Origin of the sequence: Enterococcus sp. DIV0561 (genome assembly GCF_050539875.1) — a bacterium.
In the GTDB taxonomy this organism is placed as follows: domain Bacteria; phylum Bacillota; class Bacilli; order Lactobacillales; family Enterococcaceae; genus Enterococcus; species Enterococcus faecalis.
Window position 1 is genome coordinate 1,996,287 of record NZ_CP172927.1, and the last position, 21,815, is coordinate 2,018,101.

Consider the following 21,815-nt stretch of genomic DNA (forward strand, 5'->3'; position numbering starts at 1 on the left):
CTAAAAACAGTAAATTTATTGGAGATGGAAAAATGGATGAACAAGAATTTCGAAAGCAACTGACCTTAAAGCCTGTTGAGGAAGAACACATTGATCAATTTAATGAACTTCTTTCCTATGTTTTTCAAGTGACTGAAGCAGATATTGAAGAAAGTGGTTTTGAAAACAAACGCGCATTTATCAAATCAAAACAACCGATTTTAGAACTTTCAAAAGTATTTGGCTGGTTTCACGAAAATCAATTAATTTCACAAATTGCTATCTATCCATGCGAAGTCAATATCCATGGTGCTTTGTATAAAATGGGCGGCGTTACTGGTGTCGGTACCTATCCTGAATATGCCAACCACGGTTTAATGAAAGACTTGATTCAAACAGCATTAGAAGAAATGCGCCAAGATAAACAGTGGATTTCTTATCTTTTCCCTTACAACATTCCTTATTATCGACGTAAAGGTTGGGAAATCATGTCCGACAAGTTATCTTTTAAAATTCGGGATACGCAATTACCAAAAACTGTTCCCGTTCCAGGAATGATTGAACGGTTAGCTGTCGATCACCCAGATGTCTTTGATGTCTATGCGCGATTCGCTCGTCAAAATCACGGCGCGCTCATTCGTAGTGCCTTCAACTGGGAAGAATATTGGCGTTTCGAAAACGAGGAAGAACGGACTGCTGCTGTCTATTATGGTGCCAATCAAGAACCTTTAGGAGTACTTTTCTATTGGGTGGCCGATGAGGTATTTCATATTAAGGAAATGTTTTACTTGAACCAAGAAGCCCGAAATGGCTTGTGGAATTTTATTACTGCGCATTTTTCGATGGTTTATTGGGTCAAGGGCGATATCTATAAAAACGAACCATTAGCTTTTCTTTTAGAAGATAGCCAAATTAAAGAAAGCATTGAGCCCTATTATATGGCTCGAATTGTCGATGTCAAAGCCTTTTTAGAAAACTTTCCTTTTGAAAGTACGGCTAAGCCCTTCCATTTTGTCGTTAAAGATCCTGTCGCTGAGTGGAACAATGGTATTTTTGGCTTAATTTGGGATGAAAATGATCAAGTAACCATTACGGATGAACCTTTAGGCACCGCCGTTCACTTAGATATTCAAACACTAACTTGTTTAGTCATGAATTACCGACGCCCTTCGTACTTACATCGAATTGAGCGCATTGATACAGATAAAGAAACTTTAAATTCTTTGGAACGGATTTTTCCTGACCAAGAAGCTTATTTCAGTGATTATTTCTAAAACCTTGGATTGGAGACAGACAAATGACAAAAATTTATTTTGCAGGACCTTTATTTTCGCAAGCTGACTTACGTTATAATGCCTATTTAGTCGAACAAATTCGACAATTGGATAAAACAATCGATCTTTATTTACCACAAGAAAATGCGGCGATTAACGACAAATCTGCTTATGCCGATAGTAAAATGATTGCCTTAGCAGATACAGAAAAGGTCCTTGCTAGCGATTTATTGGTTGCTTTATTAGACGGTCCAACCATTGATGCGGGCGTAGCTTCCGAAATTGGTGTTGCTTATGCCAAAGGAATCCCAGTGGTTGCCCTTTACACAGACAGCCGCCAACAAGGTGCTGATAATCACCAAAAGCTTGATGCTTTGAACGAAATCGCTGAAAATCAATTCCATTATTTAAACCTTTACACAGTTGGTTTGATTAAATTGAATGGTCGGGTAGTTTCTTCAGAAGAGGATTTGTTGGAAGAAATTAAGCAACGATTGTAAAAGTAGATATAGGGAGAAAGAAAAAACACAGAAGTTAGCATAATAGTCTAACTTTTGCGTTTTTTCTTTCTAATCCTTACTTTTTTATTGCTTACTTTCAAAAATTAAATTAAGAGACAAATATATTATTTTAAATTAATTGTCTATGTATAAAGGATATTTTAAGCTATAATAGTTATGATTTTACATTTTACATTTGGGGGTTTATACATGTTTCGTTTTATTATTGGCATAACTGCTTTTATTTTAAGCTTTGTCGGTTACGGCATATATCTAAGAAAAAAAGAAGTGCCACGTGACTTTATTCCTATTATTATTTTCTCTTCAATAATTGTAGCTATGTTTTTAGGCGGCCTTCTTAATATTCTAAAAGTCATGATACTTATTATTATTTTCAGTGGTATATTCTTATTGTTGTTTGATTTTTGGAAAAATAAAAGTATTCGGCAATCTTTAAAAGATCTATTATCGCCAGGTATACTTTTTTTCCTGTTATTTAGTTTTATTTTCTTTCTTGTTAGTCGAAACAGACTATTCATGCATTACGATAATTTTTCACATTGGGCTTTAATTGTTAAATCAATGTCTCTGACAAATAGCTTTCCTAGTTTTAAAACGGATGTCATAATGTTTACTTCTTATCCACCAGGATCGGCTGTTTTTATTTATTATTTTATTAAATTAGTAGGCGTCACAGAAAGCAATGCTATTTTTGCACAAATATTATTAATTTTAGCTTCCATAACGACCATCTTTAATTGGAAAAATATTTTTTCTACCAACTTTTCGCAAAAACAAAATAAAAATGTAAAAAAACTACTCGTATTCTTTTTGGCTGTTTTTTCATTTTACTTGTTTAAAGGCCCAACTTCTCTAATGGATCTTTTGGTAGACAATCTATTGCTGCTTTTGGGAACGGCAACCATGAATATTATTTTTTATTATTATCATGATTTCAAACGCGGCTTAATCCTGTCAAGTCCGTTAATGATTAGCCTTTTACTAGTGAAAAATAGCGGAGTTATTTTCATTGGATTAAATACTATATTTTTATTTATAAGTTTTTGGAATTGCTATGTCTTAGGGAAAGAACGTTGTACAAAAAAAGAACTGTTCCAATTTTTATTAGTCTTACTAACGCCATGGATTTCTTTTTTTCTTTGGCTACGCCATACAAAATATGTATATCCAGATGGAATGTCTGGGAAGCATGATATGAGTATTGCTTACTATAAAAAAATATTTTCAGAAAAAAGTTTCTCAGATATTGTTGAAATAAGTAAACGATTTTTACTTAGAATGTTCTCCTTTACAAGTTCAAATTTTCTATACGAATTGTTACTTTTTATTATAATCGCACTAGGGATTGCCTTCTATCTTAATAAAAAAACTGCTATTCCGATTAAAACATTAAAGCTACAAATTATCAGTAGTTTGGTTTTATTTTTAGGTTATATGTGTATTTTATGGGCGATGTATCTTCTTTCTATGCCGACTCCAGAAGCTTTAAACTTAGGGAGTTTTGATCGTTATGCTGGAAGTATTTTTAACTTCCTGATTGCTTTTATTATTGTGCAACTGCTGTGTTATATTGCTAAAACAGACAATTATAAAATCATCATGACTTCCTTGTTGTCATTAACGCTATTGTTCTCCTGTGTTATATTTGTTCGAATATCTGATTACTCATCAATCTTTTTAAGTAATCGTTATCCAAATAGCTTACGCGAACACATAGAGCAAGCCTTACCTAATTCAAAAAATACTTTAAAAGACAGAGACACTTCACATTCATATGCTGTCTATTCACCAGCTAGCAAAAATGATGCTGGTTACTCAGGTTTCTTCTTACGATATAAATTATTTAATAAAAAATCTTCTGTGATTTACGATTTAAACGATTCTTCTACTTTTAATGAAAAGATTAAGGGTAAGGATTACTTAGTTGTAGTGAAAGATGATCCTAAAATCTTGGAATACATTAAACGTAATAATTTAACTAAAGTAGAAAATAACACGTATAAACTTCACTAGAAAAAAAGAACGAGCGAATTCGCTCGTTCTTTTTTTATACTTCTTCTATTGGTTCATTTTCAAAAACTAATTGATTGTCTAATAGACTAATCGTGACTTTTGTTTTTGGCATTACTCGTCCAGAAACAATTTCTTTTGCTAATGGTGTTTCGACTTCACGAGTAATGAAACGTTTTAACGGACGAGCTCCATAAGCTGGCTCATACCCATTTTCAGCAATCCATGTTTTAGCTTCATCAGTGATTTCCAACACAATTTCTTGTTGCTCTAAACGATGAGCAAGTTGTGCGGTCATTTTACCAATGATTCCTTTCACATTATCCAAGCTTAATGGTGTGAATAAAATGGTATCATCAATTCTGTTTAAGAACTCTGGTTTAAAGTGTCCTTTTAGAATATTCATGACTTGATTTTCAACTTCTTCTGGAATTGTTCCTTCAGGTGTCACACCTTCCAGTAAAAGCTGAGAACCGATGTTGCTTGTCATAATTAAAACTGTATTTTTAAAATCAACGACCCGACCTTTAGAATCTGTCAAACGACCATCATCTAAAACTTGTAATAAGATATTAAAGACATCTGGGTGCGCTTTTTCAATTTCGTCTAATAAGACAATTGTATAAGGGTTTCGACGAACAGCTTCTGTTAACTGGCCACCTTCTTCATAACCAATATAGCCTGGAGGGGCACCAACTAAACGAGACACGGCATGTTTTTCCATGTATTCACTCATGTCAATCCGTACCATATGATCTTCAGAATCAAACAAATCTTCAGCTAAAGCTTTAGCAAGTTCTGTTTTACCAACACCAGTTGGTCCTAAGAAAAGGAACGAACCAAGTGGGCGATTTGGATCTTGTAAGCCTGCTCTTGAACGAATCACCGCATCACTAACAGCATCCACGGCTTCATCTTGACCAATCACACGTTTGTGTAATGTTTCATTCAGTTTCATTAATTTTTCTCGTTCGCCTTCAACTAATTTTGTCACAGGAATGCCGGTTAAACGACCGACCACTTGCGCAATTTCGTTTTCAGTAACCGATTCTTGTACCATTTTGACGTTATCTTTAGCGTTCTTTTCTTCCAATTCTTTCAATTCATGTTCTAATTGTGGAATTGTTCCATGACGCAAAACAGCCGCTCGTTCTAAATCATAATTATTTTCAGCATCTTCTAATTCGTGTTTTGCTTTATCAATCTCTGCACGTTTGTTGGAAACCGCATTAACTTCTTCTTTTTCCGTTTCCCATTGCATTTTCATTGAGTTGGCTTCTTCACGCAAATCTGCTAATTCTTCTTGCAAGTTGGCTAACCGTTTTTTACTTGCATCATCTGATTCTTTTTTCAAGGCCGCTTCTTCAATTTCTAGTTGCATTAACCGACGTGTTACTTGATCGAGCTCTGTTGGCATCGAATTCATTTCTACTCGAATCGTTGCACTTGCTTCATCGACTAAGTCAATCGCTTTATCTGGTAAGAAACGATCAGTAATATAGCGATCGGATAAAGTAGCGGCAGCAACTAAAGCATTGTCATGAATATTCACGCCGTGGTGAATTTCAAATCGTTCTTTTAAGCCACGCAAAATAGAAATTGTATCTTCTACTGTTGGTTCTTTGACTAATACTTTTTGGAAACGACGTTCTAAGGCTTTATCTTTTTCCATATATTGGCGATATTCATCAAGCGTTGTGGCACCGATTAAATGCAATTCACCACGTGCTAGCATCGGTTTTAATAAATTCCCGGCGTCCATACTGCCTTCTGTTTTACCAGCTCCGACGATATTATGAATTTCATCAATGAATAAAATGATTTTGCCATCACTTTTTTTCACTTCTTTTAAAACAGCTTTTAACCGTTCTTCAAATTCGCCACGGAATTTTGCTCCCGCAATTAAGGCGCCCATGTCTAAAGAAAAAATAGTTTTATCTTTTAAGTTTTCGGGAACATCTTTACGAACGATTCGTTGTGCTAATCCTTCAACAATCGCTGTTTTACCAACACCTGGTTCACCAATTAAGACTGGATTATTTTTAGTTTTTCTTGATAAAATCCGAATAACGTCACGAATTTCTTCGTCACGACCAATGATTGGATCTTGTTTTCCTGCTTTTACTTGTTGTACTAAGTCAACACCGTATTTTTCTAGTGCTTTATATTGTTCTTCCTGGTTTTGAGAAGTCACACGATCTCCTCCTCTCATCTCTTCAATATTTTTTCTTAACTCTTTTTCTGTAATGCCTTGTTGCATTAAATATTTTGTTAAACGATAATTTTTCAATTTCATTAAAGCTAAAAGTACAATTTCGGTTGATAAAAATTCATCTTGGAATTCTTCTCGAAGTGAATCAGCTTCTTGCAATAAATGGAACAAATTTTGACTTAAATTTTGACCATATTGCACATTACCGCCTGCCACACTTGGATATTCATCTAACGCGTTATCTACTTCTCGTTCAAATGCGTCAACATCTAAACCCGCATCTGTGTAAAAATTACGCCCAAAATGGTTTGGTTGAAGAAAAATTTTCCATAAATGTGCGATATCAATTTCTTGATGTTGCCGTGTCACCGCAACTTTTTGAGCTTCAGCAATCGCCTCTTGTAGCGTTGTTGTCATTTTTTCAATATTCATAAACGATCCCTCCCGTTTATTGTTTTGTCTTTTTTTATTTTAACATTCTTTACAATTATTATTATCCGACTTTTGATGGATTTCTTCAAAAGTTAAGGTATTTGTAAACCTTATAAATTTATTATACCCTATTGGTCAGTAAAGGTCAATAACAAAATTGACCTTTTTTGACCTTTTGGATAAAAAAACCTAAAACAGCTAACTATCAATGTTTTAGGGCTTTTTTCGCAATCACAACTAGTTTGACCAACTCTATATTGCTTTGATTTATTAAAAATAAAGTTTTAACGTAAGATACTTTTTATCGGCATGGCTAATCAAAATAGCCAAACTGGTTATTGCTAAAAATAATTCGTACTCATAACCATTAAAACCACTTGCCAAACCAAAAGAAAAAATAGCTCCGACTAAAACTGCTATGAATCCTACTGATACCAATGGAATTAAAAAGCCAATAATCATAAATAATCCGCCAATTAATTCAATTGCTGCTACACCATAAACAAAAAGACTTGGCAAACCAATACTAGCAAAAAACGCTAAAGTATCTTCCAATGACGTTACTTTCATCACTCCATGAATTAGCATCGTCACCCCTAGCCAAATTCTAATCACTTGAATGCCTCGTTGTTGTTTATCCATACTTCTCCTCCTTTGTTTGCATTTAATAGTTAATGTAACTATAGTGGTTACATTATAAAGGATAAATCGAAAAAAGTATAGAAAAAAACAAACGTATTTAACAATACGTTTGTTTTTTAATATTCCTGTAAAACTTAGAAGCGTTTTTTCTTAATACAATTAACTTTCCTTCTAAGTAAATCATACTAAGATTAGACTACATCGTCCAATGACCAAGTTACTGTCGATTGATATACTTTTGATATTTCTCCTACATTTGCAGGCACAGTTAATTTTATCTCTTCAAAAGGAAAATATAGTTGCCAAGTTCCACTTCCTTGTGCTCCAGTTGCTGTGATTATTGATTGAGCTGTAGCACCAGATCGAAAAGCTTGAGACCCTAACGTCGGTCCATTGGTAAAACCAGTCGTTACTGATTCCTCAGCTGTATTAGCATATTGAACTTTTTGAAGTTGAGTGTTCGCAAAGTTCAAGGCAATTCCTTCTCCTTGTGGTAAAGATTTACCAGTTTTATCTTTAAATTCAGATAAACTAACGTTTAATTTCCAACCTGTACTAGTTGGTCGATTATCTTCTAGACGTAACATAAAACCAGCTTGTTGTAATTCGGGACTTCCGACATAGCTTGCTGAATTTAGTCCATAACTTTTTGCCATTGGCGAAATCGTTTGTTTGCCAAAATCAAACGTACTTGGCGTTCCCATCAATACAGGTCGTTGGCCACTCCATTTCGCATACAAAGTTACAGTCCCATTGTTAGTAGCAGTTAATGTCGAAATTATTTGTTTATCCGTATAGACAACTGCACTTGTCCGTGTCTTCGACCAACCAAGGAACGTATTACTCTCTTTTGTAAAGGTGTTGGCTGGTAATGGCTTGCCTGTTCCATAAATAAAACTAGCGTTAGGCATGGTACCAGTTCCCCCGTTCGCATCAAACTTTACGGTATAAGCGTTCCCCTTCCAAACAGCATAATAGGTCTTAGCTGAAGCATAATTAACGAGAGGGTTTGTTGTAATATCTGGTGTTGTGGCACTGGCTGTTGTCGCCCAACCTTGGAAAGTGTAACCGGTTCTGGTTGGCTTCACAACCGTGGTTAAATTAACTACTGTTCCAAAAGTATAGGCTTTAGCAGCCGTACCACCCGAGCCCCCATTGGCATTAAAAGTCACATTCACTGAGATTGGTTTCCAAATAGCTTGCAGAGTTATTTTTGTGGTAGTTGACGTAGACGTAAAGCTAATCGTTGCACCCGGTTGATATTTTTTGGTTGGTGTTGCAACATCTTGCCATTCCACAAAAGTATAACCACTAAGCGTTGGTTTGGCTGTTGGAATGACAATTTTGCCGGCATCATTTACATCTAACTGGATCGTTTGCGGAGAAGGTAAGTCTTTCACTCCACTTCCAGGAACTATAATACTCGGTAAATTTTGTTCATACGCTACTTGAGCAAACTCTGTACTAAAGGTAATTTTATCACTGACTGCCGCTAAAGTTGCTCCTGCTTTAGCTTCTTTAGCAGAATATTGAAATTGGTTAATGGCTTTTTGATTATCTGCATCTGGCACTAAAAAATTCATAATCGCATCTAAGGTCCCACCTGGTTTGATTGTCGTTGCGCCAAAATCGACATAGATTGCTGTGATTAATGCTGAATTAGCGGGTTTAGTTGTAGTGAAACCTAAACTGGTTAGTTTAGTGGCATTCCACGCTTGTAAATCGTTGTTAGTATAACTAGGCAATTGTGAGATAGGCTTAGTTGTATAGTAAATTTTGGCTGTCCCATTATTACTGGTCAAGTTTGTAAACCCGATGCTGCCTGTTGAACCACGACCATCACTAGAAGAAGGCAAAATATTATACAAGCGAACGCTAGTGAAGTTTGTATTACCAGAATTTTTAATGACCGTTTGCATTTGCGGGGTGCCTTTGCGGTCTACCGCAAAGATATTCGTATTTGACCAAGCTTGCGTCGCGGAACCACGAGCATTAGTAGCGCTATCTAACTTAGAAGAATCCACTACAGAAAAGTCGCTATTTAAAGGAGATGAGTTGATTACGTAGCAATTTTCGTTCGTGTTGTCTAAACCAATTTTTTTAGCCTCTGCAGCAGATAATTGACCAAGTACAACACGAAAGAAATCAGTTGGCTTAGGGCTACTATAGGCGATATAAGGAATTTGATAGCTTCCAGAAGCAGCTGAACTATCCACTACAAATTCTAAAGGAATTCGAAAAACACTAGACGCTCCCCTTACTTTAGATTTATAAGCTGTGCTGGACGTCTTAAACCGATAATAATTGTAAGTTGTGTCATTTATAGCTAAGGTTTCAGCGGTCACCGAAGCTGGATAGGTAACTTGATTACTCTCATCAATAAAATCTTTTTTCGTATTCGCTTTTAAACGTAACTGTTTGGGAACTTTAATTGTAATAATAGGATTCTCCCAATCCCCCAAAGAAGTATCTGTATAGTAGCCATAATTACTCCCGACTATTTCATAGTTAATCGTGTCCCCAGGCAGTTTATTTTCCCTATTAACACTGTTAAAGCTAACACCAGTACTTAAAGATACGCCGTTATTATAATATACTACAATATTGTTTAATTTAAGCTCTGTAGGAGTTCCCGTTGCATCTTGATACTGCATCGTGGCTCCAAAGGTGATTGGATTAGTTTTCTTAGAAAGCGCTGTCCCATCTGGCCACTTCCCAGTAGGCCAACTTTTGATCCGATATCGGAATGACATCCCATTCCCTGGAGGCAACGAATTGGCAGTTGTGCCATCGATTCCCATAGGAATGATATCAATGGTTGAAATATACTCATTGGTTGCTAAAGTCGGTAAAGCTGGACTAAAGTTGCCAGTCTTAGCCGGTGTACTACTCCAAACAGAACGACTCGTTCCGGTTATGGCATTTTTAATATGATACAAAGGCCGATAATAGGCGGGGGCACTCACTCCATCAGTAACACCATAGATATATAAATCAGTGAAGTTTCCTTTAGCTGAGCCTGCAGTTAATTCTTGTAATTTGTATGTCACTCCTTGAATTGGTTTAGCGCCAGTATTCTTAATAGCAGCAGAGTCGCTAAATGAACCATAACCAAAAGCGTAAAAATTACCAGCCGTCGCTAAATTGTCTAAGTTATTAACTGTGTTAGTAGAAGTGTTAACAATCGAATGATAGCCTGTTCCTGACAATTGAAAATCTGGTCGAGAACGTTTTGTATAACTTTTCGTAGTGGTGCGCGTATTTATTTTTCCATTTAGGAATTTTACCGTCATTCCAAAATTAACAGAAAAAGTACTCCCTTCTGCATACGTTTTATTCAAAGTAACCCTTGTGTTAGTATAGGATAAATCAACTCGAGCTGCTGGGTTTTCTAAAATATTTGGTGAGAGAGTTACTAATTTCTGATAATACCGAGTAAAACCTGCTGGCACACTAGGATCTTGTGCATTTGTGATCCCTGTTTTTAATAATTTATTGGCTAAAGTTCCCGTTAATGTAGCTCCCGTGGGAATCTCAACATACACTTGATGATCATAACTAGGGTCTAAATTCGCTCTAGCTAAAGAACTAAACCGATAAACGTTTGTCACAATAATATCACCGTCAAAATAACTGTTGTCAATAGGAACTGCGTAACCAGAAAGTACATATGCAGCACTAGAACCAGCCACATCAGTTTTTACGGTTTTATTTGCCGCTGAACTTGCTATTTGTGTCCCTGTATTATCAAATACCTTTGCTTGGAGATTATTCCATACGATTTGTTCAGGTGGGATTTTAGCATCATAGACATTATTAAATTTAAAACGTAAATTAATCGTCTCTAAAGTTGTCTTGGTTTCTTTCAAGCGAATAATTAATTTTTTATTGGTTGTATCATTTACATACGAAGCCACAATCGAGTTGGCACTAGGTGCACTAGGTGTCACCAACGAAAAAATCGGTGTCGTATTATCAAAGTCTTTAAAAACTGGGTCGCTTTTACTTGGATAAAAGCCATAAGGAAGCTCAATCGAAGTACCAGTGAGGCCCGCTTGGCTGATGGAAACTGGTAAAGAAACAGTTAAGTAATCTGGTGCTGTTCCTGACGCAGGGTCAGTATACGTGCGATAAGTGGCTGGCGCAGTCAAACCGACCGTAATCCCATTCGCTTTGGCGGCAATGTTTTTAGACTTAACGACGGGGTGGTTTTTTTCATTTTCCTTCGTTTGCTTCTGCTCACTACTCTTCTGGGTCTCTTGTGGCACTACTACTTGCTCTTTCGCAATCGTCACGTCTAAATTATTAGCCAACGTTTCTTGGTTTTTATCTTTGACTGACAAGGTAAAGGTTCCTGCTTTTGTTGTCGTTAACAGCAAGTAACTTTCCCCCAACTGGGCAAAGTCTCTTAAAATCAAGCTATGTTGTTCTTGATTATAAGAACCGTGCTCCTGCAATTGTTGGTTTTTTTGCGGATTGTATTGAATTTCCTGAGGCAATTGGATTTCCGCCCAAGTTGCATTGCTAATTATTTTTAGATAAAAATCCGATCCGGCAGTTACTTGCCGTTCTGGTTCTTGTTGTGACCAACTAAAAGAAACAGTTTCTACTTCTTTCGTTGCTTCAGTTGCTTGAGTTTTTTCAGTTGAAGAATCGGTTGTTTCAGTTGTCTCTATCGTTTGCTTGGACGGTTCTGATAGCTTAGGTAATGAATCTTCAATAATTTGTTGCATTTCACTCGTTACTGTTGTTGACTCAGTCCCCTCAGCTAAGCCATTAATTGGTAAAATCATCGTGCCTAATAATATGACACAGATTAGATGAGTCATTTTCTTGTTCATAACCAACACCTGCTTTTCCTTTTTATTTCTTTACTATTTAGTTCTACTCTTTTTAAGATAAAAATAAATGCTAATTACAACGAGGACCATTGCACTACTCCCCACTAACAAAAACGGTTGCCTTTTTGCTGAAGGTGTACTCGTCGACCATTGTTTTATTTGCGTTTGTGTAATTGTAAAATCTTTTCGCCACTGCCATTCGCGATTACCAGCGCTTACTTGGCTGTGAATAGTATAAGTTCCCGCTGGCAGGACAACTTCATTCAATGGCAGATCCATAGCCAATAGCGAATTAGGTGCCACTGTTACATCTGCTTGTACTTTTTTTAGTAATTCTTTTGTCTGACCTTTTTTGGTTAACCAGTTGGTAATGGTTGCTCCTTTCATAACTTTTGGTTGCTGGTTTCGGTATGTTACTTGAACCACAAGTTGACCAGCACTGATCGTTGTACCAACTTTTTTTAGTTGTAATTCTGCTCCTTCATCAAATGGTTGTTTATCTTCTGTCAGCATGACGGAAATAGTATAAGCATAAGTTGATGTAAACTGATTACTTGTTAATGATTCATCCTCTAATTGTTTAACAAACCGTAATGCGCCTAATTTAACTCCAGAGAATGGCTCTTTGGGTGTTTTGATTTCATAATTCACTATTTTTTCTTCAAAGTTTTTTACAGTGACCGTAGTTTCCTTATTTTGCAAATGAACAATTTGTGTGATGGAATTCGTCAAACTAGAATCTAGTTTGGGGCTCGTCTGCGTATAATCAATCTGTCCATCCGTTCCGTTCACTGCATCATGAATACTTAAAGCGACAGTTACGGGCTCTTTTTGTAAACTTCTGATTTTCACTTGAATAATCTGCTGACTACTTGGCTGAACGCCTAAATAAAAATAAGTTTGGTTCTTATCTAGCTGATTATCTGGTATCACACTTTCAACTGTGAAACCCGCAAGTGGCTGTGGCTCTGGTTGTTGGGCTAAAGCAACTTCGAAGCGTAAAAAGATTAGATAACAGCTAACTACAAAACAGAGATAACCGAATATTTTTATTCCATTCCCTGTCGTTTTATTTGGGACTTGTGACAATTTCATTACAATCAACTTTCCCCCATTCTTTTAATACTTATCGTTAATAGACTAATTATAGCTGAAGACACACAAAAAAAAATTTTGAATTTTTAAACCCATAATTAAAAAATGGCATCTTCTTATCCCATAAGGGTTTGATGACGCTTTCCACCTATGAAAATGCCTAAATTTCATCTTTTTTTGAAAATATCTCCTTTAGAATCTAAGGAACAACCAAACAAATAGCGAGCAAACGTCAAAAGGTATGAGTCACTCATTTACCTTTTGACGTTTGCTCGCTAAAATTTAATATCTTTTCTTCCAATTGTTACTAAACAATTTCCAATGTTTTTTCTGAAAAAGAAGAAAGCACTCAAGAAGAAACTGGTGTTTTTTCCTGAACGCTCTTTTTTATCCTAAACCAACACGTTCAAAAATCGTGTCAACATTTTTTAAATGATAATGGTAATCAAAAGCATCATCTAGCTCTTCTTTTGATAAGACAGAAGTAATTTTTTCATCCGCATCTAACAACGGACGGAACGCCATTTGATGATCCCATGCGTAAGCTGTTTTTGGTTGGACCAAATCATACGCTTCTTCACGTGTCATGCCATGGTCAATCAATTTTAACAAGACACGTTGGCTGTAAATTAGTCCATAGGTCGCATCCATGTTACGTTTCATATTTTCTGGGAAGACCGTTAAGTTTTTGACAATATTACCAAAACGATTCAACATGTAATTTAGCAAAATCGTCGTATCGGGAATAATAATCCGTTCAGCAGACGAGTGAGAAATATCTCGTTCATGCCATAAACTCACATTTTCAAAGGCAGTAATGACATGACCACGAATCACACGTGCCAAACCAGTCATATTTTCAGAACCAATTGGATTCCGTTTATGCGGCATTGCCGAAGATCCTTTTTGTCCTTTTGCAAAAAATTCTTCTACTTCACGTGTTTCTGATTTTTGTAAACCACGAATTTCTGTCGCAAATTTTTCAATACTTGTCGCAATTAATGCCATGGTAGAAACATATTCTGCATGTAAATCACGTGGTAAAACTTGTGTCGAAATCTCTTGAGCACGGATTCCCAAATGTTCGCAAACATATTCTTCAACAAATGGTGAAATATTGGCAAAGGTACCCACGGCTCCACTGATTTTACCTGCTTCGACACCTTTGGCTGCATGTTCAAAACGTTCAATATTGCGTTTCATTTCAGAATACCACAACGCTAATTTCAAACCAAATGTAGTCGGTTCTGCATGAACGCCATGCGTTCTGCCCATCATGACCGTATGTTTATACTCTTTGGCTTTGGCTCCGACAATCTCCGTAAATGTTTGTAAATCTTTCCGTAAAATATCATTCGCCTGTTTCAATAGATAACCATAGGCAGTATCCACAACATCTGTGCTGGTTAAGCCATAGTGCACCCATTTTCGCTCTTCACCAAGCGTTTCTGAAACGGCACGAGTAAAAGCGACAACATCATGACGAGTTTCTGCTTCAATTTCTAAAATACGTGCAACATCAAATGATGCATTTTCTCGGATTTTTTGTACATCTTCTTTAGGAATTTCGCCAAGTTCTGCCCAAGCTTCATCCGCCAAAATTTCAACTTCTAGCCATGCCTTGTAGCGGTTCTCATCTGTCCAAATTGCGCCCATTTCGGGTCTTGTATAACGATCAATCATTGTGCCTTATCCCCTCTTTACTCCTCAATTTTTGAAAAATAATTACGACCAAATCTTTGTTTCTTTAATTTCTTCCAGTGTTTCATCGATTTCTTTGGTTAATATAGTAATATGCCCCATCGCTCGTTGCTCTTTTGCTTCACTGTGCCCATAATAGTGGAAATGCCAATCTGGATGTTCATTAATAATGTCCATCGTTTCATAGGCTTCATTCCCAAGCACATTGACCGTAACCGCTTCTGACAACAGTTGAATCGTTGGCATTGGCCAATTACATAAACCACGAATATGCGTATCATATTGGCTAAAAGAACAAGCATCTATAGAAAAATTCCCAGCATCTTCTGGACGAGGTAAAATTTTATTTACATAAATCCCGCCTGTTTCTGTATAAAACATTTCAATTGAAAGGGTGCCGACTAAACCAACAGCTTTAGCAATCACCTTAGCAATTCGTTGCAACTCGCCACTGACTTCGTCATCAATTCGGGCTGGCGCAATCGTTTCATGTAGCTTACGCTCTTTTTTAATTGTTTCCACAACTGGAAATGTCGCAAATTCGCCACGACCATTACCAGAAATCAGAACAGATAATTCTTTTTCGTAAGGAATCCAAGCTTCCAAGACACAGGTTCCTTCTCTCAGAAGATTCATGGATGGCGCTAAGTCTGAAGTACTATGTAGTACATAACGACCTTCCCCTCGCGTATTCTTCAAGATACACGGATAACCAATGCCATCAATTGCTTCTTGAATATCAGTCGGACTAACAATCGTTGCATAAGGTGCAATCACAATATTATTATCTTCCAAGAAACTTTTTTCCATTAAACGATCTTGCGTAATTGCTAAAATGTCTGTTCCTTGCGGTATATTCGCCAAATGTTGAATCGCTGTTAACGCATCAACATCTGCATGTTCAAATTCATACGTAATCACTTGGGCACGTTTTGCCAATTTCTCTAACGCTTCAGGATCATTATATGCTCCTAATAATTGCCAATCGGCAACTTGTGCAGCAGGACAATCAATTTGTGGATCTAGCACACCCACTCGAAACCCCATTTCTCTTGCACTAAGGGCCATCATTTTTGCTAAATGTCCGCCACCAATGATACCAATCACTTGACCAGGTAATAGTGGTTTATCCAAGTTCATCACAACTTTCCATCACAGTTTTATCCTTAAAATCCTTCTGCGGTTTCTCGTCGCAGTCTAGCCTTTAAGAGTGCTCTTTTTACATGATACAAGGAAAAAGGCTCAACTTCAAGTGCCAGCAGTGTTTCCCTTAGGTTTTCTCATCAGAATTTATTAACATATTTTAGGATAAAACAGCGGTAACTTACTATTCGTCTCTTTGTAACCAAGCATTTTTCTCTTATTCTCTTCAAATTGATGAAAACATTAAATTTTTCTAAACGATGATTAGGTCAAAAAAGTATGAAAGAAAAGCCACCTGACCTTATCTATCATACTTTTTTGAAACTATTCGTTACTTTCTGAGGTTTCTTTTAAACCATTGAATAAAAGATTTAAAATAATTGCGGTAATGCTGCTCATGACAATTCCATTACCAGTAAACATGCTAACAGTTTCTGGTACTTTATTAAAGAGCGTTGGCATAATATTAAAGCCTAAACCAAAGCCAATCGAAATGGCAATAATTAATAAATTTTTGTCATTTGAGTAGTCAACTTTTGACAACATGCGCATTCCTTGGACAGCCACCATTCCAAACATAACCAGCATTCCGCCGCCTAAAACTGGCTCTGGGATAATTTGGGCCATCGCACCAATTTTTGGTAATAAGCCTAAAATAATTAAGAAAAAAGCAGAAAAATAGATTGGCCGACGTGTTTTGATCCCAGATAATTGAACTAACCCGACATTTTGCGAGAAACCTGTATAAGGAAACGTATTAAAAATCCCTCCTAAAATGACGGCTAAGCCTTCTGCATGATACCCACGACGTAAATCATCTTCGCCAATTTTTTTCCCTGTAATGTCTCCTAAGGCAAAATAAACACCTGTTGATTCAACCATACTAACAATTGAAATAATAATCATCAACACAATAGAAGAAAGATCAAACGTTGGTTTGCCAAAATAAAATGGCTGTGGAAAGTGAAACCACGTAGCTTGACCAACAGGAGACAAATCAACTAATCCCAGAAATGCAGCTAAAATTGTGCCGCCGACTAGGCCGATTAACACGGCAATTGACTTGATAAAGCCACGTCCCCAAACTTGCACAACAATGATTAAGGCAATTGTTACAAATGCGAGAAGCAAGTTTTTAGGATCACCAAAACTTTTGTCCGTTGCTAAGCCGCCACCCATTTTTTCAACAGCAACAGGAATTAAGGTCAAACCAATAACTGTAATGACTGTGCCGGTGACTAAAGGCGGAAATAGACGTTTAATTTTTGAGAAAAATCCTGCAATAAGAACGACAAAAATGCCCGAAGCAATAATTGAACCGTAAATTGCCCCAACCCCTTTGTTCGTACCAATCATGATTAAAGGCGCAACTGCTTGAATGGCACAACCTAAAACGACTGGCAAGCCAATCCCAAAAAACTTATTCACCGTCAATTGTAAAAGTGTCGCAACGCCGCACATAAAAATATCGATTGAAATCAAATACGTCATTTGTTGCGAATCAAAATTCAAGCCGGTTCCGATTAATAAAGGTACGGCAACTGCTCCAGCATACATCGCTAATAAATGTTGCAATCCTAAAACGGCGGCTTTCCCATTTGGTGTTTCCGTCTGTTGTTGTGTATTCAATTGTTTTGTATCCAAGATTATGCATCCTCCTCTAAAAACGTCACCGTTCCTTCACTTAATGAAGCGATACGTGCTAAAGAGACTACATTTAAGCCCATGTCTTCTAATAACTGACGACCATCTTGGAATGATTTTTCAATTACGATACCAATTCCTTCAACCTTTGCACCAGCCTGTTGGCATAATTCTACCAATCCTTTAGCAGCTTGTCCGTTAGCTAAAAAGTCATCAATAATCAACACTTTATCAGCATCAGATAAAAATTTTCTTGAAATGGAAATTTGACTTGTCACTTGTTTTGTAAATGAATAAACTGAAGCTGTTAAAAGCTCTTCATCCATGGTTAAACTTTTTGCCTTACGCGCGAAGATCATTGGCACGCCTAATTTTTGCGCTGCGTATAAGGCAGGAGCGATTCCTGATGCTTCAATTGTAATTACTTTGGTAATGCCTGCTTCTGCGAAAACCTCAGCAAAACGATTACCCATAGCCTCCATCAATTCTGGATCCACTTGGTGCGTAATAAAACTATCTACTTTTAAAACACCTTCACCTAATACACGGCCATCATTTTTAATACGTTCGACTAATTCCTTCACAATATGAACTCCTTTACTTATTTTTCGATAGATGCTTTGTTCTCATCCTGAGGAAAGGACGGTTCGTTAAAAACGAACGAAATAAAACAAAGTGCTATTTATATTCGTGTTCTAACAAAAGAAAAAAGCCCATTTTGCCAAAGCAAAAAAGGGCTATCCGCTCTTCTTCACTTATAGACCAGCATTTACGGTGCTGGGTAGAGACGGTCAACCGTATTTTGACCTTATACAAGCTTCTATGTTTCTCTAGGATAGTACAAAAATCTCTAACTTTCAATGGTTTAACAACTTTTTTTCATTAGAATTTTCAAATAATTGGTTCATTCTTCCATTGTTCCGTAAAAGCGAACATTAAATAGCCAAAAACGCTTTGGCAGGATCGGCTGCCAAAGCGTTTTTTATTCTTCATCGGTTGCTTTTTCTTGTTCACGATATTTTTTCATTTTTTTGCTGAATAATTCACCGTTACTAGGGGGCGTATATGTAATAGCATTCGCTCCAGCGATAATGGTTTCATGAATACTCGATTCAGTTGGTCCTCCTGTTGCAATAATCGGTAATTCTGGATACTTGCCACGGAAATAGCGTACGGTGGCTGCAGTGTCTTTTCCTGCACTGATATTAATCATATCCACGCCAGCCGCAAGTTTTTCCTCAATTGGCGTATGAATAGAAGTTACTGTGCTGATAATAGGAATATCGATTGCTTCATCCACCATTTTAATTGTTTCAATTGGTGTAGGACCATTCAAAACAACACCCATTGAGCCTTGTGCTTCTGCAAATAAACTCATATAAGCAGAACGCATGCCTTGCGTTAAACCGCCGCCGACTCCTGAAAAGACAGGAATATCCGCTGCTTCAATAATGCCTTTTGTAATCGCTGGATGCGGTGTAAAAGGATATACAGCAATCACTGCCTGTGCATCCGTATTGCGGATAATCGCAATATCTGTCGTAAAAATAATTGATTTTATTTTACGGCCAAAAATTTTAATGCCACTGGCTTGCCGAATAATCTCTGGCATTTTTACAATATCTTGTTTCAGCGGCGTCATAATTTCTGGAATCCACTTTTCGCTCATTATCATCGTTCCTCCATGCTTAACGGTCGTATTTATTTAAATTGTATTCTTCAATTACATGAATGATCTTATCAGCGTATGTAGGATCCGTTGCGTATCCAGCATCTTGAAGCGCTTGTGCGGCCTCTTTATAATTTTTGGCTAACAAGACTTTTTCATATAAATTTGGATCCCAATCGACCCCATCAACAAATAACTTGGTATGATCTCGCATGGATTCTTCCCAATTGTCATAAACTCGAAAATCACCCTGAATCGTAATCCAGACCTCATTGACATACTCTTTTGTTTCTAAATTGACTTTTGGTTGATTGCCATATGCTTTAATCCCAAAAAGATTGTTATATTTCGATGCTAATTGACTTTGTCCAAAATTTGATTCTAAAACTGCTTGCCCCATAATAATACTTGGTAACACCCCGTAAGATTCTTGTAATTCACGTGCATACGGTGTGATTTCAGCAACAAATTCTTCTTTTGAGATGTTTTCATTTTGGCGATTGACTGACTCGCTTTGTCCCTTATCTGAATCAGAAAGGACAGATAACGAAAAGACAAAGGCCAAACCGACGACAACTACGCCTAAGAATAACTTTGGCAAATTCAGCTGCTTTTTTCTTTTTTTCTGATAGTTGCTCACTTCATTAATTCCCCACTTCATCTTTTATTTTCCGATAAAATGTTTCACTATCTTTCACTTTCGTGATTGATTTCATTTGTTACTATAACCGAATAATTGTATCATTTTCACAGAAAATTATCAACTTTCATCACTGCTTACGCTCGTGATTTCAGTACTTGATTCAGTGGTAGCAGTTGAAGAAACTGTACTACTTTCAGAAATTTTAGTGGACGATTTCACTGTTGTTTCAGTTGATGTGTGAACAGATTCTTCAACTGGCTTTTTGCCAAAAAAGACAAAAATTACCGCACCAAACATAATAATCACAGATAAAATCCCAGCAATTGTGTATTTCAAAAGACCATCCTTCCTATTCGTTATTCACCTACGTAAGTATCCATCAGATTTTCATTGACCCAATCTAATAATTCAACTTTTGAACCTTCCAATTGTCGTTGAATCGTAGCTGGTAACCGGAATGTAATAATGTCATCAAAACCCCATTCACCATAGGCCAGCGTCACTTTCAAATCGATATAACCAGCAGCAATTTCTTGTTCCTGTTTATTGTTAGGAATCAATTCTACAACGCCCAAATCAGATTGTAGCCATTTTTTGGCAATTGTTGTTTTTAACCGTTTATATTCCGAAACAGCTAGGTTACGTTTTTCCGGAAATAAGATGGTTTGGCGGAGTATTTTTTGAGTCAGCATCCACTCATAATCCGTAAACAAATTCTTAATTTTTTGCATGACTTCATTGTCCAAACCAAATTGGCCTTCTTTCCAAGCTTGCCAATCGGCTGCTTGAATTTGATAAGCGGAGTAAAAATTTTCTTCTGTTTGGTACTGTTCAATAATTGCGTCAACAATAATATCTACATAAACTTGATGCATAATCATTCGCCTCCATTTTCTATTTTACTGAAATTCTCTAAAAAAAGCATCTTTTTATCTCTGGATTTTATCATATTTACAAAATTGTCCTTGTTTTCTAATTTCTCTTGTTTACAGTATAATAAATAATGAAGAAGATTTGAAGAAATTGCATAGATTAGGAGGACTTCTTTTGACAAAAAAATTATATCAATGGGGCATCGTCGGATTAGGTGGGATTGCCCACGAATTTGCTTCAACGTTTAAACAAGAAACTAGCCAACTTGCAGCTGTTGCTTCGCGGACATTGACTAAAGCAGAACAATTTGCCGCTGATTATTCAATCCCTAAAGCCTATGGTTCTTATGAAGAATTGCTAGCAGATGAAACAATCGATGTTGTCTATATAGCAGTACCAAATAAACAACATGCTGAACACATTTTAAAAGCGCTCCAGGCCGGAAAACATGTGTTGTGTGAAAAAGCTATTACGATGAACGCGGCAGAATTAAAACAAGTCTTGGCAGTTGCAGAAAAAAATGACCTTATTTTAGCAGAAGCCATGACTATTTTTAACATGCCACTATACGACGAATTACGTCGCTTGATGGATGCTGGCAAATTTGGTCAGTTAAAAATGATTCAAGCACCATTTGGAAGTTACAAAGAACCCGATCCTAAAAATCGCTTTTTTAATCCTGACTTAGCAGGCGGCGCATTGTTAGATATTGGTACTTATGCGGTTTCGTTTGCTCGTTGGTTTCTCAGCTCACAGCCAGACGTTTTAGCTTCTAGCATGGTTCCCTTCTCTACTGGTGTTGATGAACAATCGGTGACATTGCTTCGGAATAAAGAAAATGAGTTGGCGACTATTTCATTAACATTCCAAGCAAAAATGCCAAAGCAAGGAATTGTTGCTTTTGAAGATGCCTATATTACCATTACAGATTATCCACGTGCAGATGAAGCGATTGTTCACTACAATGACGGTACGGTTGAGACCATCGTTTCTGGGTACTCAGCTGAAGCCATGAATTATGAAATCTACAATATGGTTGAAGCAATCAAAGGTACTCAACCCAACCGCTCCTTATTTTTCACGACAGAAGTCATTGATATTTTGGACCAGATGCAAAAATTATGGCAGAATTAAAA

The 21,815-nt window shown here is 36.8% G+C and carries 16 protein-coding genes and 1 riboswitch; of the genes, 4 read left to right on the forward strand and 12 right to left on the reverse strand.

Annotation, left to right across the window (positions count from 1 at the left end):
* Positions 1 to 32: 32 nt before the first annotated feature.
* The 3 genes from IGM13_RS09635 (at position 33) to IGM13_RS09645 (ending at position 3,787) form a co-directional block, all read left to right on the forward strand.
* Entirely contained in the window at positions 33 to 1,253 is a 1,221-nt protein-coding gene (locus IGM13_RS09635) for a GNAT family N-acetyltransferase (protein WP_002356813.1), read from the forward strand.
* 23 nt (positions 1,254 to 1,276) lie between these two features.
* Positions 1,277 to 1,753, forward strand: a complete 477-nt coding sequence (locus IGM13_RS09640) for a nucleoside 2-deoxyribosyltransferase (RefSeq protein ID WP_002408815.1) — start codon at positions 1,277 to 1,279, stop codon at positions 1,751 to 1,753.
* A gap of 210 nt (positions 1,754 to 1,963) precedes the next feature.
* Positions 1,964 to 3,787, forward strand: a complete 1,824-nt coding sequence (locus tag IGM13_RS09645; RefSeq protein WP_229207229.1) for a hypothetical protein — start codon at positions 1,964 to 1,966, stop codon at positions 3,785 to 3,787.
* Between the two features lie 34 nt (positions 3,788 to 3,821).
* Here the strand turns inward: IGM13_RS09645 and clpB are convergent, their stop codons facing one another.
* From clpB to IGM13_RS09705, 12 genes are all read right to left on the reverse strand, one after another.
* A complete protein-coding gene (clpB, locus tag IGM13_RS09650) occupies positions 3,822 to 6,428 on the reverse strand; it encodes an ATP-dependent chaperone ClpB (RefSeq protein ID WP_002362158.1) in 2,607 nt (868 codons plus the stop codon).
* A 270-nt stretch (positions 6,429 to 6,698) separates the two neighbouring features.
* The gene (locus tag IGM13_RS09655) at positions 6,699 to 7,070 is read right to left on the reverse strand and encodes a DoxX family protein (RefSeq protein WP_002420052.1); all 372 of its coding nucleotides are present in this window, start codon (positions 7,068 to 7,070) and stop codon (positions 6,699 to 6,701) included.
* Between the two features lie 191 nt (positions 7,071 to 7,261).
* Positions 7,262 to 11,911, reverse strand: coding sequence for a WxL domain-containing protein (locus tag IGM13_RS09660; RefSeq protein ID WP_048945197.1), 4,650 nt, complete (start codon positions 11,909 to 11,911; stop codon positions 7,262 to 7,264).
* 33 nt (positions 11,912 to 11,944) lie between these two features.
* Complete coding sequence (locus IGM13_RS09665) at positions 11,945 to 13,006, reverse strand: DUF916 and DUF3324 domain-containing protein (RefSeq protein WP_002420050.1); 1,062 nt, start codon at positions 13,004 to 13,006, stop codon at positions 11,945 to 11,947.
* 387 nt (positions 13,007 to 13,393) lie between these two features.
* Entirely contained in the window at positions 13,394 to 14,689 is a 1,296-nt protein-coding gene (gene purB / locus IGM13_RS09670) for an adenylosuccinate lyase (RefSeq protein ID WP_002420049.1), read from the reverse strand.
* 42 nt (positions 14,690 to 14,731) lie between these two features.
* Complete coding sequence (purK, locus tag IGM13_RS09675) at positions 14,732 to 15,847, reverse strand: 5-(carboxyamino)imidazole ribonucleotide synthase (RefSeq protein WP_002408810.1); 1,116 nt, start codon at positions 15,845 to 15,847, stop codon at positions 14,732 to 14,734.
* Between the two features lie 327 nt (positions 15,848 to 16,174).
* Positions 16,175 to 17,494 carry a nucleobase:cation symporter-2 family protein gene (locus IGM13_RS09680; protein ID WP_002408809.1) on the reverse strand — a complete coding sequence of 440 codons (1,320 nt, stop codon included), beginning with the start codon at positions 17,492 to 17,494 and terminating at the stop codon, positions 16,175 to 16,177.
* Between the two features lie 2 nt (positions 17,495 to 17,496).
* Positions 17,497 to 18,078, reverse strand: coding sequence for a xanthine phosphoribosyltransferase (locus IGM13_RS09685; RefSeq protein ID WP_002356804.1), 582 nt, complete (start codon positions 18,076 to 18,078; stop codon positions 17,497 to 17,499).
* A gap of 154 nt (positions 18,079 to 18,232) precedes the next feature.
* A riboswitch (purine riboswitch) is annotated at positions 18,233 to 18,330 on the reverse strand.
* Between the two features lie 146 nt (positions 18,331 to 18,476).
* The gene (locus IGM13_RS09690) at positions 18,477 to 19,163 is read right to left on the reverse strand and encodes a hypothetical protein (protein ID WP_010816649.1); all 687 of its coding nucleotides are present in this window, start codon (positions 19,161 to 19,163) and stop codon (positions 18,477 to 18,479) included.
* 19 nt (positions 19,164 to 19,182) lie between these two features.
* Positions 19,183 to 19,824: a glycoside hydrolase family 73 protein gene (locus IGM13_RS09695; protein ID WP_002366997.1), complete on the reverse strand. Its 642-nt coding sequence runs from the start codon at positions 19,822 to 19,824 to the stop codon at positions 19,183 to 19,185.
* 99 nt (positions 19,825 to 19,923) lie between these two features.
* Entirely contained in the window at positions 19,924 to 20,103 is a 180-nt protein-coding gene (locus IGM13_RS09700; RefSeq protein WP_002384259.1) for a hypothetical protein, read from the reverse strand.
* Positions 20,104 to 20,162: 59 nt separating this feature from the next.
* On the reverse strand, positions 20,163 to 20,687 hold the full coding sequence (locus IGM13_RS09705) for a hypothetical protein (RefSeq protein ID WP_002382789.1): 525 nt from the start codon (positions 20,685 to 20,687) through the stop codon (positions 20,163 to 20,165).
* Between the two features lie 166 nt (positions 20,688 to 20,853).
* Between IGM13_RS09705 and IGM13_RS09710 the strand changes: the two genes are divergently transcribed.
* Positions 20,854 to 21,813, forward strand: coding sequence for a Gfo/Idh/MocA family protein (locus IGM13_RS09710; RefSeq protein WP_002420047.1), 960 nt, complete (start codon positions 20,854 to 20,856; stop codon positions 21,811 to 21,813).
* Positions 21,814 to 21,815: the final 2 nt, after the last annotated feature.

What these genes read in the sequence shown, in the direction of transcription:
- clpB (WP_002362158.1), bottom strand. Translation starts at nt 6,428, where the DNA reads ATGAATATTGAAAAAATGACAACAACGCTACAAGAGGCGATTGCTGAA.
- IGM13_RS09690 (WP_010816649.1), bottom strand. Translation starts at nt 19,163, where the DNA reads ATGAGCGAAAAGTGGATTCCAGAAATTATGACGCCGCTGAAACAAGAT.
- IGM13_RS09695 (WP_002366997.1), bottom strand. Translation starts at nt 19,824, where the DNA reads ATGAAGTGGGGAATTAATGAAGTGAGCAACTATCAGAAAAAAAGAAAA.
- purK (WP_002408810.1), bottom strand. Translation starts at nt 15,847, where the DNA reads ATGAACTTGGATAAACCACTATTACCTGGTCAAGTGATTGGTATCATT.
- IGM13_RS09665 (WP_002420050.1), bottom strand. Translation starts at nt 13,006, where the DNA reads ATGAAATTGTCACAAGTCCCAAATAAAACGACAGGGAATGGAATAAAA.
- purB (WP_002420049.1), bottom strand. Translation starts at nt 14,689, where the DNA reads ATGATTGATCGTTATACAAGACCCGAAATGGGCGCAATTTGGACAGAT.
- IGM13_RS09645 (WP_229207229.1), top strand. Translation starts at nt 1,964, where the DNA reads ATGTTTCGTTTTATTATTGGCATAACTGCTTTTATTTTAAGCTTTGTC.
- IGM13_RS09700 (WP_002384259.1), bottom strand. Translation starts at nt 20,103, where the DNA reads ATGTTTGGTGCGGTAATTTTTGTCTTTTTTGGCAAAAAGCCAGTTGAA.
- IGM13_RS09655 (WP_002420052.1), bottom strand. Translation starts at nt 7,070, where the DNA reads ATGGATAAACAACAACGAGGCATTCAAGTGATTAGAATTTGGCTAGGG.
- IGM13_RS09705 (WP_002382789.1), bottom strand. Translation starts at nt 20,687, where the DNA reads ATGATTATGCATCAAGTTTATGTAGATATTATTGTTGACGCAATTATT.
- IGM13_RS09640 (WP_002408815.1), top strand. Translation starts at nt 1,277, where the DNA reads ATGACAAAAATTTATTTTGCAGGACCTTTATTTTCGCAAGCTGACTTA.
- IGM13_RS09660 (WP_048945197.1), bottom strand. Translation starts at nt 11,911, where the DNA reads ATGAACAAGAAAATGACTCATCTAATCTGTGTCATATTATTAGGCACG.
- IGM13_RS09635 (WP_002356813.1), top strand. Translation starts at nt 33, where the DNA reads ATGGATGAACAAGAATTTCGAAAGCAACTGACCTTAAAGCCTGTTGAG.